Origin of the sequence: Priestia koreensis (genome assembly GCF_022646885.1) — a bacterium.
Taxonomy (GTDB): domain Bacteria; phylum Bacillota; class Bacilli; order Bacillales; family Bacillaceae_H; genus Bacillus_AG; species Bacillus_AG koreensis_A.
In genome coordinates this window covers 942,559-957,120 of record NZ_CP061868.1, presented here as the reverse complement: position 1 = coordinate 957,120, position 14,562 = coordinate 942,559, and the positions used below count along the sequence as shown (strand labels likewise).

Here is a 14,562-nt window from a genome sequence, read left to right as displayed (position 1 = left end):
CCCATACCATCCTTCTCTGCACAAGATTTTTGGGATGAAAACAAAAAAGACACCGTCCGTTATTCGGACAGCGCCTCCTTCCTCTCATCCCACTCTTTGAATACAAGAATGACCCTTTTTCTCTAGCTTTAAAGCGAATGAATATGAACCTTACTTCTCCGTCAAATAATCTAAAATCGAGTCAATAAACTGCTCGCAATTTTGATCACTGCCGTGTTCAATGAGAAGTTCCTCCACTACACCTACTCCCTTCTACTCTCACTCTTGTCCTCCTCTATGTAAAGAGGCTCATAATCAAAGCGCCTAAGCACCCGCCAAAAAAACTTAACTTAAGATACCACATTTTCAAGCGAAATAGAGAGTATTTTTTTCAAAATATTTCGACAAATTTCCTTGCATCTTTGAATGCAACATCCATTCGCGCGCACGTAGCAGTTCGTTGCCATTGCAAACGCATAAATTTATAGGGATAATCTAACACGAGGCTAGCTCCATTGTGGAAGTTAATACAGGCTTTATCAGATGAAGATGTAACGTTGTAAATGTGGTTCTCAAATAGCCACATGCACTCATAATTGTCTGGCGACGTCGTTGGAAAGGCAAACACATTGAAGGCTGGAAAAATTGGTATTGGTGTGCGATGCTTGTAGTCATAGCGTTCAATAATCGCCTCTCTTCTCCCTTCATAAGAAGCACCACCCCGCAAACAGGCAGCGCGAATGAGCTTGATCGGCGGAATCGCACATAAATACTCTCCCTCTGCCTCAATTACCTTCGTTTGATAAACAGGATCCTTATTTGGCAACAACGCCATCGTTTTTCTTGAAATTTCATAACTCTCTCTCATCATCATACAAACTCCTCCTCACCCCATTTGACACCATTATACATTTTTTTACATTGTAGGAGGCCAACAAAATATGACGATTTTATGAAATTTTTACCATTTCCAAATACCTAGAGAAACAGAATAGCCTACTCGCTGAAACTTCCTTTTTAAAATTAGAAGCAGCTGTTTCCAATGATTTGATTCAATGTCCTCTAATTCATGATGATTAATCGCAATGGAATACGTATGTGTTTGCTCGTAAATAACAATTTCATAAAACTTTTCGAGTCGTTGATAGTGAGCATGTGCAGACTGCGGTGAACGATTAATCCTTTCAATTACCTCTTGTAGCTTCTGTTCGACTGTTACTTGTTTTTCTTCATGTTTGGTTACTTTCATGTTCTTTGTCTCCTTTGTCACGTTATTTGTTTTTACTAGGTGCTAGGAGCAATGTTTTAGAGAAAAACGATGGTACTAAAAAAGCTCTCTTCGCTTTAGAAACGAAAAGAGCTTCACCGTCTTATCATCCAAAGCAATTGCTTTGCTGGTTGGAGCACCTTGCTGTTGGCAGGTTGCTGTGAAGTCATAGAGCCAGTTCTCTCATTCACTCTTGATAACTTATTAAGTTGCTATTTACTATACCAAATCACAGTGAAGAAGTAAACACAGAATTTTCAAATAGTTATTTTCTCCCCTTTTTTCCTACCTTCTTCAACCGAACCAAAAACATCATTTTAATTTTTTCTTCCGAAGCATAAATTTATTTGGACACGGGAAGAATCGAGGAAAAGCGAAAGAATTTCCTCTTTTTTCATCAAAAAGGAAAAAAAGCAGCTATTTTTCATTAAAAAGAGAGTCTTTTTCCTTACACCAAAGGTCTTTGTTTAATTATCATAATTTTCTTTCATTTGACCAATTTTTAGTTACAATCTACAATGATAATTTGGAGAAAGGAGTCTATGACAACTATGTATACGTATCAAATTGGTGATCAAACGATCGATTACACAGTAGAAGTTGTTCCTAATCGAACAGACATCTCTGTGCAAGTTAGTGATAAAAATCAAATTAAGGTCATTGTACCTAAAGGTTTAAACCGAAACAACGTACTTTCTGTTCTATCACGCAAATCTTCTTGGATTCTAACACAGCTATCCGGAGCGGCGAAGGTGGCTGAAAAGAAAGAAAGCGCACCAGTAAAAAAACAAGCGGCAGCACCTGCTGCAAAAACAGCAACATTTGAAAACGATGAAAAATTCTTCTATCTTGGACGTCAATACCGCCTAAATATCGTGCAAGATGATGTAAAAGAGCCTTCTATGACCTTCCGCTCTAAATTCATCGCAACGGTTCCTTCAAATTGGAATACTCAACAAACAAATGAAGGCATTCAAGCAATGCTAACAGACTGGTACACAAATCGTGCGAGCGAGAAGTTTGCTGAAGCGCTAAAAGCGGTTTCTGAGCATGTACAAGCTCCTTCAAATATTGAATGGGCAGACATCGCAGACTTAACGAAAAAAGAAGGCGACACGCTACACGTGAACTGGCGCGTTCTAATGGCCCCTATGGCAACGATTGAGTATGTAGTGGCTTCTGCACTTACAAACAACGTTGACGGGCTGTATGACGACGCTGCTGAGCGCAAACAGTGGCTAACTGACAACAACATCAACGTATTCTAAAGGATTGCTTTCGAGCAGTCCTTTTTATTTGCTTCCATTTTGCGTAATAATTTCCTTTGCACATTGAGTTCTAGCTTTCTTCTTAACCGCAGACTATAATGATGGTGTTTTATCCTTGCTTAAATGGGATATATATATGTAGTAGGTGTGTGAAAAAGGAGGGCCAACAAAATGAAGGCACAAAATTATTTTATCCTTGGACTTATCTTTGCATTAATTGTGGCAGTACTAGCTGTCGTGAACGATGACCCTGTTCAATTCAACTACGTATTTGGCTCTCAGGATTGGCCTTTGATCCTGATCATTCTTGGAGCAGCATTATTTGGCGGATTGGCGGTCGGAATGCTTGGTGCAGTTAAAGTCATCCGATTGAAAAATCAGGTCAAAGCTCTGAACCGCGAACTAGCCGAGCAACAAAAGCCGGTTGAGCCAGTTGAACCAAGTCAACCAGAGCCAATGATTGAAAAACCAAAACAAGATCCACGCGATCCATCCAATCGGGTGTTGTAATAACGAAGGGGATGATGCTATGCATCATCCCCTCTTCGTATGTAAATGGTTCGTAGGCTTAGAGAGGTTACTTCATACACTTAGGTATATAGTTCTACTCTCTATTTATATTACTATAAATGTTTTGTAAAATTTAGTAAAGTGTTAGCTCTATTTTCTCATTATTTGGTGATGACAGAGCTGTAGTTCTCATGCATGTGCTGGATGGTTTCCTGCACTTGACGAACGATATGGTCCGGCGCAATGACCTTCGCATGCTTCCCCCATGATAAGATCCATCCAATTAAGCCTTGGCTCATATTCGCTTTCGTTTGAAGCTCGAATGAATTGTCATCAACTTTGCGAATGAATACGTCTAATCCAAAGTGATCAAGCATTGGATTAATTAATTCATTGCTGAACTGAATTTTTAACCACTCTTCTTCTCCTGCAAACATACGAAAGCTTTGATTCACGTATGTAGAGATGTTAATGTCCTTCTTCTTAATAGAGCGATCAAGCACGGTTACTTCCCTCATGCGATCGACTCGGTAATGACGAATTTGACCTTCAGGCTGAAATTCACCGATTAAATAATAAAAATTATTCGTCCATATTAACGCATGTGGCATCACCACATACTCTGTCCCATCCCGACCAAGCGTGAACTGCTTATCAATGTTATAGCGTCCGTAGCGGAAGCCAATCGCTTTTCCTTTCGAAATGGCTTGGTGAATATGATCAATATCAAGCTTAATTTGCTGATACTCACTTTTAACGGCTTTATCAAAATACACGGGAGTTGGAAGCGACTTTCCTTGCTCATTGCTTGTTAAATGCTTTAGTTTTTCAATGAGCTGCTCTGACTCTTTTTTCGTAATAAACCGCGCAGACAGAACCGCATCAACCAACAAGCGAAGCTCGTACATTTCGAAAAGACGATGCTGATGACTATAAAAGATCTCCCCGTACTTCCCTTTATTTTCGATAATATCAAACTCAGACTGAATAAGTGCTTCTAAATCACGCTTAATCGCTCTGTGATCAACTTTGTATTCTGCTCCAAATTTATATTTAAGCTTTTCAACGATTTCCTTTGTGGACAGCTCGTGTTCTTCGTCTGTTTCTCTCTCCAATAATTCCTTAATTTCCAACAAACGAAGTTTCCCTGCAATATCACTCAATCTTAATCCCCCTACTCTTTTTCAGTGTGCTATCAAAACCTTACAATATTTGGTTCCTTTTCGTCAAATTTCATAAAAAGAGTAATTTTACACTTTAAGTGCATTTATGCTATAATTCCCTATGTGGAAATAAATGATAGATTGTTAGTTTAAAGGAAAGGATGGAACGATCTTCATGAATGAATCAAGAAAAACGTTAGAAGAACAGGTTCAACTTCTGCAGCATGAAGTTCATGACTTAAAACAACGACTTACGAAGCTTGAATCAACTAAAATTAAAAACCCAATATCAAAGGAAATTACGCCTACGTCTTATGGGGTTCTTCAGCCTGATAAATCAGCCGTCCAACATGAAGACGTGGAAGTCGCGATCAAGGAAATAAAAACTCCACAGCCTTTTAATTTGGATCAATTTATCCAAACATGGCTACCGCGTCTTTTCATTTTCGTTTTTATCGTCGGCGTCATTTGGGGGTTCAAAGCGGCCTCTGACTATGGCTTTATGAGACCAAGTGTAAAAGTCGCGCTTGGGTTTGTCGTATCAACCGTTCTGCTTGTAGTCGGTTACTTTCAAATGAAAAAGGACCGCATGAAGCTTGGACACGTGCTGTTAGGGGGAGCCGTTCCCCTGTTGATGATCACCACGTTTGCAATGCACGTTCTCTATAACATGTGTGGTCCGACGACGGCTTTTATCTTGAACTTGGTCTGGATTATGATTGGGCTGCTTCTTACCGTTTACTACAAGTCGCAGGTGCTCGGCTTTATCAGCATGATTGGCGGTATCTTGGTGCCATTCTTAATCGAGTCAAAAGTGCCAAATCCTTATGTGTTTTTAGGCTATGAAACCGCGCTTTATTTGCTTTTCTTACTTGTGGCAGTTCGCTATCATTTCTGGCCGATTTACTACAGTACGGCCTTGTTCTTTAATATTGCGCTCGGTGCTTTTTATCTGTTTACAGATCCCGCGTACAGCGTCAAAAAAATGATCCCGATTCCGGTACTCATTCAATATGCGCTCATTTTAATTCAGCTGATCAGAGATAAAAAGCATCCGTATCATCATGGTTATACGCTACTTACGAGTCTTATGGTGACCTATGCTTGGATTTATAGCATGTGGTCGGACCGTTCGATTACGCTCTTTTTAATCATTGGTTTCGTCGTTCTTGCGGGACTTTGCTTCGTGATAAAAGAGCAAAGAAGAGTGCTTATTCTACTTCAGCTTACGTTTTTCTCGCTCTTTTTCATTGGGCACGTTGTAGGAGAAGATTATTACGAAGTGGCGTTTTTACTTGATGGGTTAGCCGTGTATTATATTGGAGCTAAAACAAAATCACTGCTTCAGAAATTCATTGGAATTACGAGCTATGCACTTGCTGCTCTTGTGATTGTCTTCATGCGTAACATTCAAGACCCGTTTTCCTTTGAAACGTTTCAGTGGCTCATTGTCATCGCAAGCTTTGTCGCCATTACGTATGTCGGATCACGTTACGAAAAAACAGATAAAGGAAGCTTCTTGACGTTTGTGTCCTTTATATTAACTGCGCTTCTTTTAGCGTTCTCAACGGAATTTACACTCGCTGCCGTTAAGCACCTCGAACCGCAGCAACAGCGCCTTATTTTAACGTTCGTTTGGATGTTCCTAGCGGTATTAGCAATTGTCGTTGGTCTGACAAAACGATTCTCCATTGCCAAATACGCAGGTGTTGGAATGCTGATGTTGACGCTACTAAAGCTCGTATTTTACGATTTGCCGTTTATTCCAATTCCGCTCCGTGCCGTTTTATTTATCGCGCTCGGAATCGTTGGACTTGGCGTATCACGCGCTTTCTATAAACGAAAAGAATAACCAAAAAAATCCGAACGATCAGCCGTTCGGATTTTTTGTTTCGTTGGGGCGTGCTGGGATAATTACGCCGTCCCACACAATGGTAGTCGTGGTCGCCCTCGCCTGCACGGCGGGCTCACTTCGGATATCCCAAAAGTTTTTTTGTGGAAGCTGACCAAGCCCATGCTTCTCACAAAGCTTCTGTAAATAGGCCCCTCTCTTACTATTCAACTGTGCCGATTGATTGCCACTGCCTCCCCATGCATAGAGAACACCCGCAATCGGAACGCGCTTAATGCGATGTTGATCTGCTACGCGTAGGAAGAAGTCCCAGTCCCAGTAATTATGAATAGCTCCGTCAAACAACCCAATTTCCTCATGCAAAGACCTTCTATATAAACTTCCGGACGGAATATAAGATGAAAAGCTTCTCATTCCCTCTAGCGTGTATTCATACGCAAAAACGGTCCGGTTCGTCACAACTCGCCCCCACTCATTCCACTCGTAGTGGAAAATTTCGGCGTCAGAATAGACAAGGTCTGCATCATGGATGGCTTCATACATCGTTTCAAGGTGCGTTGGGACAAGAAGGTCATCATCGTCCATGAGCAAAATATACTCCCCTTGAGCGTACTCTACAGCACGGTTCCGGGCATGAACATGACCAACATTCTCTGTTAATTCCTCGTAGCGAATGGACAGCTCTGGGTAACGCTCTATCACCGACCTTACAGACTCACCTGCGTCATTAACAATAATGACTTCAAACGAAGAAAAAGTTTGGAGAACGAGTGATTGTAAAAGCTCACCAAGTGGGATTTCTCGGTTATATGTAGGTAAAATAACGGAAATAATCGGTTTAGTCTTCATATAGCTCTAACGGCAGTCCGTCTGGGTCTTGAAAAAACGTGTACTGTTTCTCCGTGATCGGATCGACGCGAATGTCCTCTACCTTAATCCCTTTATCGCTTAGCTCGTTCACCGCGTCCTCTATATTTTCAACCGAAAATGCTAAGTGACGAAGGCCACGTGCTTCTGGATATGACGGACGTTGGGGCGCACCTGGAAATGAAAACAATTCGATTTGATAAACGCCTCCTACCTCTAAATCCAACTTGTAGGAATCTCGTTCCGCTCGGTAAGTTTCTTCTACTACGTTACAGCCTAGCACACGTGTATAAAAATCCTTGGAACGCTCATAGTTACTGACGATAATGGCCACGTGGTGAATTCGTTTTAACTGCATTAGGACCATCCTCCTTTTTGTACTGTAGCCTCTTTCATTTTCCTATTATACTAGAATCACCTCGATCATGGCTTTTTTAAACGCTCCGGGTCGGAACTTTCTGACTAAATGTACTTTTTCGTCTTTTTTAAAACGTATTTACATTTTTATGTTATATATCTAAAATTAGGAAATATGAAAACTTATGCAGAAAGAGAGTCGAATAGATGGATTTACAAACCTTTTATGATCGTATTGATCATTCGAATGATGTAACGGTTTTGCAAAACGAAGCGACGATTATTACCCATATCCTTGAGCACGCGGTCCCATATTCTGAAGACTACTGTGCCAACATCCAAAGACTTCAGTACATTTATACTCGAATGACCCAACTTTTAGCCGAATTTCCAGCTTAATTTCTTCTCCTATATATTCTTACCATTGATCACTGCATAACCGTATGAGGCACGGAAAAAGGACCTAACGGCTTGTTAGGTCCTTCTAAAGCAATACTTCATCAATCATTTCAGTCGTATATTCACGAGCGTACTCTTTAACCTGTGCTTCGATGTCAAAAAACAACTCTTCAAGATCGCCAACCGATAGGGGCTTACTAAAATAAAACCCCTGTACCTCGTCACACTGCTCACGCTGCAGGAGCGCTGCTTGCTCAGCAAGTTCGACGCCTTCTGCAACAACGGATAAGTTTAAGCTTTGCGCAAGGCCAATGATCGCTTTGACGATCTTTGCTTCTTTATAAGACTCTTGGATGTCCTTAATAAACGAACGGTCGATTTTTAGTGAATCGATCGGAAGCTTTTTAATATAGCTAAGAGACGAATAGCCTGATCCGAAATCATCGATTGAAATAAAAATTCCTAGCCCTTGTAGCGTGTTTAATTTTTCGACGACAATATCAATATTTTTAATCGCGACGCTTTCTGTAATCTCAAGCTCCAAGTAGCGCGGATCGAGATTCGTTTCCTTTAACACCTTCTGAACAGTGTGGATGAACGACTCTTCTCCAAAATCAACGCTTGAAATGTTCACGGCCACGCGCATCTTTTTCTTTCCTTCTTCTTGCCACTTTTTATTTTGGGCACAGGCTGTTCGAAGCGCCCATTCGGTAATTTGAATGATAAGTCCTGTTTCCTCGGCTACCGGAATGAACTCACCCGGTGAAATCTGACCAAGCGTTGGATGGTTCCATCTGATTAATGCTTCTAATCCGACAATTTGATGATTTTGAAGACTAACTTTTGGCTGGTAGTGCAGCTCTAACTCATTCTTTTTAATCGCCTTTCGAAGTCCTTGTTCAATCATCATTTGCCTTGTATCGGTCGTTTTCATCGTTGCCTCATAAAACGATAAATTGTTTCGTCCATGCTTTTTCGTGTGATACATCGCTAAATCCGCCTGACGAATGAGCGTGTTTAACACGAGGCTATTTTTCGGAAACAAACTCACTCCGATACTAGCACTTAAGGAAATGCTCTCTCCTTCAATGAAAAAGACTTCTTGAATTGCTTCTAGCATATCTTTTGCAAGACTATGGACTTCATTTCGGGTTAAACCAGACGTTACAAGTAAAAAATTATCGCTGCCAAAGCGAGATAAAATATCGTTTGCGACCAGTAGTTTTTTGATTCGTTTCACGACCTCTTTTAACAGCTGATCTCCAACGTCACGTCCGTACTGTTCGTTCACATAGCGAAAGCGATCTAGGTCAATCAAAAGAACCGATACAGATGTCTTTTCCTTTTTCGCTTTTTCTAGCATGTTGTGAGCAAGCGTATTAAAAAGCCCACCGTTTGGTAATCCCGTCAGCTCGTCCTGATAGTCAATGTAGCGAACGGAGTTTTTCACCTTTCGTGTTTCCGTAATATCTTTGATGATGGTCTGAACGTAAAACATCCCTCTCATCTTAATAACGTTTGACCTTGTTTCAATATAAAGCTCATCGCCCTGCATATTGTGGATTTTAATTTCCTTTAATAGTGCGTTATGATCAATTTCTCCCTTTAGCAGATTCTTAATCATACGCTCTACTTTTCCTACCTGTTCAGGAGCAATAAACTGCAAAATGGAGTGCCCAACGACCTCGTACTCATGCATCGTTCCGACAATTTTTAAGCTTTCCTCATTCGCCGAAATAATCTCTCCGTGTCGATGAACGATAATGGCAAGAGGTGAGGAATTAAACAACTGCTGATACCGATCGTTCGTCTCCTGAAGATCCTCCTCGTAATACCTCTGTGCAGTGATATCACGTATATACACCAAATATTCAGGAAGCTGCTCTGTATGAATTTCTGTCACCGTAATTTCAACCGTTTTCCATTCATTTTTTTCAATTCGAACGTCCAATTCTATCCGCTTTCCAATCAGCTGATGAAAGTCGTGCGAACTCGGTAGCATCTCTTGAATCTGTTCGCCAAGCCAACTTTTCGTATAAAAAATTTCACGTGCCGACGTGTTCAAATCGAGAATACGTCCCTCGTTATTCGTAATAATCATGGGATCAATGGAGGAGGAAAAAATAGCTCCTTTTATTAATCGCTCATCGCTAATATGGCGATTCATAAAATTAGCAACAAACATGAGGACAAGAAGAAGAATGATAAACACCGTGAACATAATGACTAAAAATTCAGTCCGAACGGGCAAGAAATAGCCTGTTTGAACACCTATCGACGGGGTGGGTTTTGCTGCTGCAAGTCCTATGTATTGAGCAATCATAATCGCGCATGTCATCATGACAGAAAAAACGATTTTGGAAAACCAGTATAATGATTGAGCAGGTCGCTTAATATCAAAGATGACCCATAGACAAACAAATGAAATAAACAAACTAATCACAAAACATACGATAAGTAACGTACGATTATACGTAAAAAGAGGAACGCCGCCTACCATACTAATAAACTGCATACTAACAAGCCCGCAAGCTAAAAGAATGCTCGGTGCGATTAATCGTAAAGTCCCCCATTTTCTTGAAGAGGCTAGCCACAGGGCTGCATACGTAGAAACGACCCCCAAGCCCATTCCTTCCATTGCATATAAAAACTCATAGTGAGGCAAACGAATGATTTCAAAACTGAGCATTGTTACGTAATTCATGCCCCATACCCCTACACCAACAATAAGCGAGGCAAGAATCATCCAAAACTGGCGAAGCGCTTTCTCTGCTTGACGAAGACGCTCTAAAATCCCTACCGTAAAGTAAATAACGGCTAGCCCTAGACAAAGGGAAAAAAAGAGAAGGATTTCATTTACATTTCTACCTAACAGCTCTTGATAGTCCATAACCGTCTTCCTTCCAGACATTTATTGGGTTACTATCCACTATACTAAATAGGACTTTATACGTATAGTATATTTTACTAGTTTTCGACAATTTTCTACTTTTCTCTATAAAAAAAGAAGATAGTTCCTTTTATTTGAAGGAAAAATCTTCTTTTTTAATCAAAAATAGTTCTTTTTAACTAGTTGTAGATAAAATAATGGGTTAAAAAGTCGGACCATAGCTTCTGACCCTTCTCATTTGGTAGCAGATGATCATCCGCTGTCAAATACGATTGTAAGCCCTCGGATGTTGAAGGTGGCCACACCTTCCAGTGATGAACGTACGTGTAATGAGATTTCGATGCCCACTCACGCAACTGATTTACTGCCTTAACGTAAGCTTCATTTTTGTAGAGAGGATTTGGCGGTTGAAGAATAATCGTCGCCTGCTTTTCTTTCCATTTCGTAAGAAGCTGCGCAAGATTTGTTAACGTCTTGCTCATGGGAAGAGATTGATAATCACTTAGAATCGGTGCCTCCACTAAGATAAGATCGGGATTTAACGCCGACACCTCATCAGCGACTCCTTCGCTAATCAGCTCGTCAGACGTTTGTTCCGGATAACTCTTCACCGTGACGCGAATAAAATCTTCGCCGTATGCGGCCTTTAATTCTTTCTCTAGTAAATCAGGCCAGCTGTTTGGAAACGTTGAAGTTGCTTCAGACCCGAAGAGTACGATCTCTAGCGGACGTTTGTCTTGAATAGCTTGATTGAACTTCTTCTTAACAGCTGTCGGTAGATTCTTTGTACGTTCCCCTACAGCTACTAGCCTCTTTTCCTCTTCCTGCTTGGACGATGCCTCGCTTTCTAAACTAGAAGCCTGCGCCGTACTTTCTAAGCGCTGATGCCAGTTCAAGTATCCTACTACGATTACGGCTGCACACGTAATTGTAATCAGGACGGTTCCTACATACACCATGATTTTTGATTTCATCTTAGTCCACCATTCCCACTAACATTATTTACCATATATTTCTATTATAATAGGTACATAGGTTTATAAAAAGAGGGATTTAACAAGAAAATATGTAAAGTTATGTCGAATTCGTTCTATTTTTTATCGTAGCTGTTTAATTTCAATGGCCTTTTATATAAAAAAGAGGGAAAGACGTTTCTTTCCTTTAAGAAAGAAACGCCCTTGAGACGAAATGACCCTTTTTACGGTCCAAAGAGCGGTCTTTTCCTGTTCGAATCTCCGCCATAAATTCGCTATGATCAACCTACCGCGGAATACATGAAAGCGCGCTTCTGTTAGGGAGCTAGAACATGAAAAACGAACAGTTTGAGCAATTGATTACTCAATATGAGCCAATGATTTATTCCATTATGCGTTCGATCAACGTCTATCAAGAGCAACAAGATTATTATCAGCTTGGGCTCATTAGCCTTTGGAAAGCACACGAACGCCACGATTATACGAAAGGGGCATTTGCTCCTTTTGCTTATGCCACTATTCGTGGCTATATGCTGGCACATCTGCGAAAAAAGGTGGAGCTAGCAGATCGTCAGCCTACTATTCACTACGAAATGGTAAGCGCGCCTTCTTATGAACACACGTATTTAGAACAGGAATACTTATCGCCTTATTTAGAAGGGTTGTCGGCAAGAGAATTAACGTATGTGATGGATCATGTCGTTCACGGCTATTCATTTCGAACGATGGCTCACACGTACGGTGTGTCAGAGGAAACGGTAAAAGCGTGGGGGAAAACAGCAAGAAAAAAACTGCGTGCAAAAAAGCACCTGTTTAAGCCATAACAAAAAATCCGGGAGAAGGACAATTCCTTCTCCCGGATTTTTGTTTAGAGGATCTATACAAATGACGTTTCAGTTTGTGAAATCGTCTCGCGTCCAATAGAATCATACAGAATGCCCGCTTTGTCCGCATCGGCTAAGCGATAGCAGTTGCGCCCATCTATTACAATCGGACGTCTCATTAAGGTCCGGTACTTGTCGAGGGAAGTAGCCTTAATCTCCTCCCACTCGGTGAAAATAAAACAGATATCTGCTTCTTGTAGGGCTTCTTCAATTGAGGAACAGTAGGTCACTCCTTCTGGATGAACCTTTTTAAAGTTCTCCATTCCAACCGGGTCCCATGCCCTTACGTTTGCGCCGTCTTCAATCATTAAGGGAATGTTCACAAGCGTTGGTGCTTCGCGCAAATCATCTGTTCCAGGCTTGAACGTCAACCCTAGCACAGCCACATTTAAGCCTGTTAAACGATCATAATACTTGCGCGATTTCTTTAGGAGCTTCAGCTTTTGATTTTCATTGACATCAATGGCCGCTTTGACCGTTTTCAGTTCGTAATCATGAAAGTTCGCAAGCCAGTGTAGAGCCTTCGTATCTTTTGGAAAACACGAGCCTCCGTAGCCGATCCCCGCTTTTAAAAATTGGTCTCCGATCCGCTTATCAAAGCCCATTCCCTTTGCCACGTCTTCAATATCAGCACCAATGATTTCGCAAAGGTTCGCAATTTCGTTAATGAAGGAAATTTTTAATGCTAAGAAGTCATTCGAAGCGTACTTAATCATTTCAGCGCTTTTTCGATTGGTGACGACGATGGGCGCCTTAAAATCTTTGTATACCGTCTGCAACACGTCACCCGCTGCCTCATTTTCCACTCCAATGACGATACGTGACGCGTTGAGCGTATCCTTTACGGCGCTACCTTGTGATAAAAATTCGGGATTGGATGCGACATAGACATTCACATCTCGCTGTAAGCTTGCCTCAATGAACGATTCAATTTTGTCGTTCGTTCCAATCGGTACGGTTGATTTTATGACGACGACACAATCATTCTCAACGCTCTCTGCAATTTGCTCAGCCACTTGATAGACAGACGTAAGATTGGCAGATCCGTCCTTCTTTTCAGGCGTTCCCACACCAATGAAAATAACGTCTGCATCTCGATAAGCTTGCTGGTAGTTTGTCGTAAAATGCAAACGATCCTTATTTTTCTTCATCAACTCTTCTAACCCTGGTTCATAAATCGGTGACACGCCCGATTCCATCAGCGCTACTTTTCTCTCATCAATATCTACACATGTAACCGTATGACCATGCTCTGCTAAGCAGACGCCTGTTACAAGACCTACATAACCAGTTCCAGCTACTGAGATTTTCATGTAACCTCCACCTTCAATTGTTCATATTCACTCTTGCTGATGTACAGCAAAATGGACTTATTTTAATCTCTTAAAGAGAGATGATTTCCCTTTGGTTCCATAACTTATTGATTAGAATACTGTAACGTCGAAGGTTTTGGCAACAAATAGTGTTTCACTTCAATCCTTTTACCTGTTAAATTAACGAATAATTCCATTTCTATCTACCGACTTGATCAGGAAAGAAGGGAGATGAAGATAGTAGAGGCGTGTTAAAAATGTAAAAAACCACCTCTTCCTGAGACGAAAAGGTGGTTTAATTATCCATATTCTTATAGGCTACGATAGATAGGATGGATCGGAAGAAGTGAGCGATCATATTCGTATAAAATAGGTGGCTTCGGAGATCTCGCTTTTTGCAGACGAACAGCCTTTTTAAAATAAAGTAGCTCCATTTCAAGTTCTTTAATTCGTTCTTCTGCTTTCTTTAACTCCTGCTGAAGGTTTGAATGTCCGTCAAATCGAGATTCTTTTTTTCCTCGCGAGTCCGTATATAACCCTTCTACGCCATGATCTGCATATACTTTGCGCCAGCGTCTAAGACACTGACTTGGTTTGTCACCACCAATAACCGATACATCAAATCCAGCTGCCGCAAAAATACGAAACGGACTTTTCCCTTCCATATTTTCTTTTACAGCCTTAATTTTAAAATGAGGATGATACGTAATGGAACGATCTGATACGTTTGCTACGTTTGGATTCGCTTCTAACTGCTCAATTTGACTGGCTGTGAATACAATTTTACTCATTTCTTGCCCCTCCGCATTCTTTATATCGCCAAAAACCCATGTGTAAGA

Annotated in this window: 14 protein-coding genes and 1 riboswitch; of the genes, 5 read left to right on the top strand and 9 right to left on the bottom strand. The window is 40.9% G+C overall.

The window, feature by feature from the left end; genetic code table 11:
* Positions 1 to 370: 370 nt before the first annotated feature.
* On the bottom strand, positions 371 to 853 hold the full coding sequence (locus tag IE339_RS04720) for a competence protein ComK (protein WP_242174010.1): 483 nt from the start codon (positions 851 to 853) through the stop codon (positions 371 to 373).
* Between the two features lie 87 nt (positions 854 to 940).
* Complete coding sequence (locus IE339_RS04715; protein WP_242174008.1) at positions 941 to 1,228, bottom strand: hypothetical protein; 288 nt, start codon at positions 1,226 to 1,228, stop codon at positions 941 to 943.
* A 118-nt stretch (positions 1,229 to 1,346) separates the two neighbouring features.
* Positions 1,347 to 1,449, bottom strand: a riboswitch (SAM riboswitch).
* A gap of 339 nt (positions 1,450 to 1,788) precedes the next feature.
* On the opposite strand from IE339_RS04715, the gene IE339_RS04710 reads away from it, so the two are divergent.
* Both IE339_RS04710 and IE339_RS04705 read left to right on the top strand, forming a co-directional pair.
* Entirely contained in the window at positions 1,789 to 2,514 is a 726-nt protein-coding gene (locus tag IE339_RS04710) for a M48 family metallopeptidase (RefSeq protein WP_242174006.1), read from the top strand.
* Between the two features lie 171 nt (positions 2,515 to 2,685).
* Positions 2,686 to 3,024 (top strand): LapA family protein, encoded by a 339-nt coding sequence (locus IE339_RS04705; RefSeq protein WP_242174004.1) that lies wholly within the window; start codon positions 2,686 to 2,688, stop codon positions 3,022 to 3,024.
* Between the two features lie 161 nt (positions 3,025 to 3,185).
* On the opposite strand, the gene IE339_RS04700 is transcribed toward IE339_RS04705, so the two are convergent.
* On the bottom strand, positions 3,186 to 4,187 hold the full coding sequence (locus IE339_RS04700) for a helix-turn-helix transcriptional regulator (protein ID WP_242174002.1): 1,002 nt from the start codon (positions 4,185 to 4,187) through the stop codon (positions 3,186 to 3,188).
* A gap of 175 nt (positions 4,188 to 4,362) precedes the next feature.
* Between IE339_RS04700 and IE339_RS04695 the strand changes: the two genes are divergently transcribed.
* On the top strand, positions 4,363 to 6,039 hold the full coding sequence (locus IE339_RS04695; RefSeq protein ID WP_242174000.1) for a DUF2339 domain-containing protein: 1,677 nt from the start codon (positions 4,363 to 4,365) through the stop codon (positions 6,037 to 6,039).
* A gap of 18 nt (positions 6,040 to 6,057) precedes the next feature.
* Here the strand turns inward: IE339_RS04695 and IE339_RS04690 are convergent, their stop codons facing one another.
* Positions 6,058 to 6,888, bottom strand: coding sequence for a glycosyltransferase family 2 protein (locus IE339_RS04690; protein ID WP_242173998.1), 831 nt, complete (start codon positions 6,886 to 6,888; stop codon positions 6,058 to 6,060).
* Entirely contained in the window at positions 6,878 to 7,264 is a 387-nt protein-coding gene (gene gloA2 / locus IE339_RS04685) for an SMU1112c/YaeR family gloxylase I-like metalloprotein (RefSeq protein ID WP_242173994.1), read from the bottom strand. The genes IE339_RS04690 and gloA2 overlap by 11 nt, the downstream gene beginning before the upstream one ends.
* A 206-nt stretch (positions 7,265 to 7,470) precedes the next feature.
* Here gloA2 and IE339_RS04680 point away from each other — a divergent pair, with 206 nt between their 5' ends.
* Positions 7,471 to 7,662: a hypothetical protein gene (locus tag IE339_RS04680; protein WP_242173992.1), complete on the top strand. Its 192-nt coding sequence runs from the start codon at positions 7,471 to 7,473 to the stop codon at positions 7,660 to 7,662.
* A gap of 85 nt (positions 7,663 to 7,747) precedes the next feature.
* On the opposite strand, the gene IE339_RS04675 is transcribed toward IE339_RS04680, so the two are convergent.
* Both IE339_RS04675 and IE339_RS04670 read right to left on the bottom strand, forming a co-directional pair.
* The gene (locus IE339_RS04675) at positions 7,748 to 10,552 is read right to left on the bottom strand and encodes an EAL domain-containing protein (protein ID WP_242173990.1); all 2,805 of its coding nucleotides are present in this window, start codon (positions 10,550 to 10,552) and stop codon (positions 7,748 to 7,750) included.
* 179 nt (positions 10,553 to 10,731) lie between these two features.
* On the bottom strand, positions 10,732 to 11,526 hold the full coding sequence (locus tag IE339_RS04670; protein WP_242173989.1) for an SGNH/GDSL hydrolase family protein: 795 nt from the start codon (positions 11,524 to 11,526) through the stop codon (positions 10,732 to 10,734).
* 332 nt (positions 11,527 to 11,858) lie between these two features.
* Here IE339_RS04670 and IE339_RS04665 point away from each other — a divergent pair, with 332 nt between their 5' ends.
* Entirely contained in the window at positions 11,859 to 12,350 is a 492-nt protein-coding gene (locus tag IE339_RS04665) for a sigma-70 family RNA polymerase sigma factor (protein WP_242173987.1), read from the top strand.
* Between the two features lie 53 nt (positions 12,351 to 12,403).
* On the opposite strand, the gene IE339_RS04660 is transcribed toward IE339_RS04665, so the two are convergent.
* Together IE339_RS04660 and IE339_RS04655 are read right to left on the bottom strand one after the other, a co-directional pair.
* Positions 12,404 to 13,723 (bottom strand): UDP-glucose dehydrogenase family protein, encoded by a 1,320-nt coding sequence (locus tag IE339_RS04660; protein ID WP_242173985.1) that lies wholly within the window; start codon positions 13,721 to 13,723, stop codon positions 12,404 to 12,406.
* A gap of 311 nt (positions 13,724 to 14,034) precedes the next feature.
* Positions 14,035 to 14,514 (bottom strand): hypothetical protein, encoded by a 480-nt coding sequence (locus IE339_RS04655; RefSeq protein ID WP_242173983.1) that lies wholly within the window; start codon positions 14,512 to 14,514, stop codon positions 14,035 to 14,037.
* Between the last annotated feature and the right edge of the window lie 48 nt (positions 14,515 to 14,562).

Coding starts and splice junctions, on each gene's coding strand:
- IE339_RS04655 (WP_242173983.1), bottom strand. CDS start 14,514: ATGAGTAAAATTGTATTCACAGCCAGTCAAATTGAGCAGTTAGAAGCG.
- IE339_RS04665 (WP_242173987.1), top strand. CDS start 11,859: ATGAAAAACGAACAGTTTGAGCAATTGATTACTCAATATGAGCCAATG.
- IE339_RS04695 (WP_242174000.1), top strand. CDS start 4,363: ATGAATGAATCAAGAAAAACGTTAGAAGAACAGGTTCAACTTCTGCAG.
- IE339_RS04670 (WP_242173989.1), bottom strand. CDS start 11,526: ATGAAATCAAAAATCATGGTGTATGTAGGAACCGTCCTGATTACAATT.
- gloA2 (WP_242173994.1), bottom strand. CDS start 7,264: ATGCAGTTAAAACGAATTCACCACGTGGCCATTATCGTCAGTAACTAT.
- IE339_RS04715 (WP_242174008.1), bottom strand. CDS start 1,228: ATGAAAGTAACCAAACATGAAGAAAAACAAGTAACAGTCGAACAGAAG.
- IE339_RS04690 (WP_242173998.1), bottom strand. CDS start 6,888: ATGAAGACTAAACCGATTATTTCCGTTATTTTACCTACATATAACCGA.
- IE339_RS04660 (WP_242173985.1), bottom strand. CDS start 13,723: ATGAAAATCTCAGTAGCTGGAACTGGTTATGTAGGTCTTGTAACAGGC.
- IE339_RS04720 (WP_242174010.1), bottom strand. CDS start 853: ATGATGATGAGAGAGAGTTATGAAATTTCAAGAAAAACGATGGCGTTG.
- IE339_RS04680 (WP_242173992.1), top strand. CDS start 7,471: ATGGATTTACAAACCTTTTATGATCGTATTGATCATTCGAATGATGTA.
- IE339_RS04710 (WP_242174006.1), top strand. CDS start 1,789: ATGACAACTATGTATACGTATCAAATTGGTGATCAAACGATCGATTAC.
- IE339_RS04705 (WP_242174004.1), top strand. CDS start 2,686: ATGAAGGCACAAAATTATTTTATCCTTGGACTTATCTTTGCATTAATT.
- IE339_RS04675 (WP_242173990.1), bottom strand. CDS start 10,552: ATGGACTATCAAGAGCTGTTAGGTAGAAATGTAAATGAAATCCTTCTC.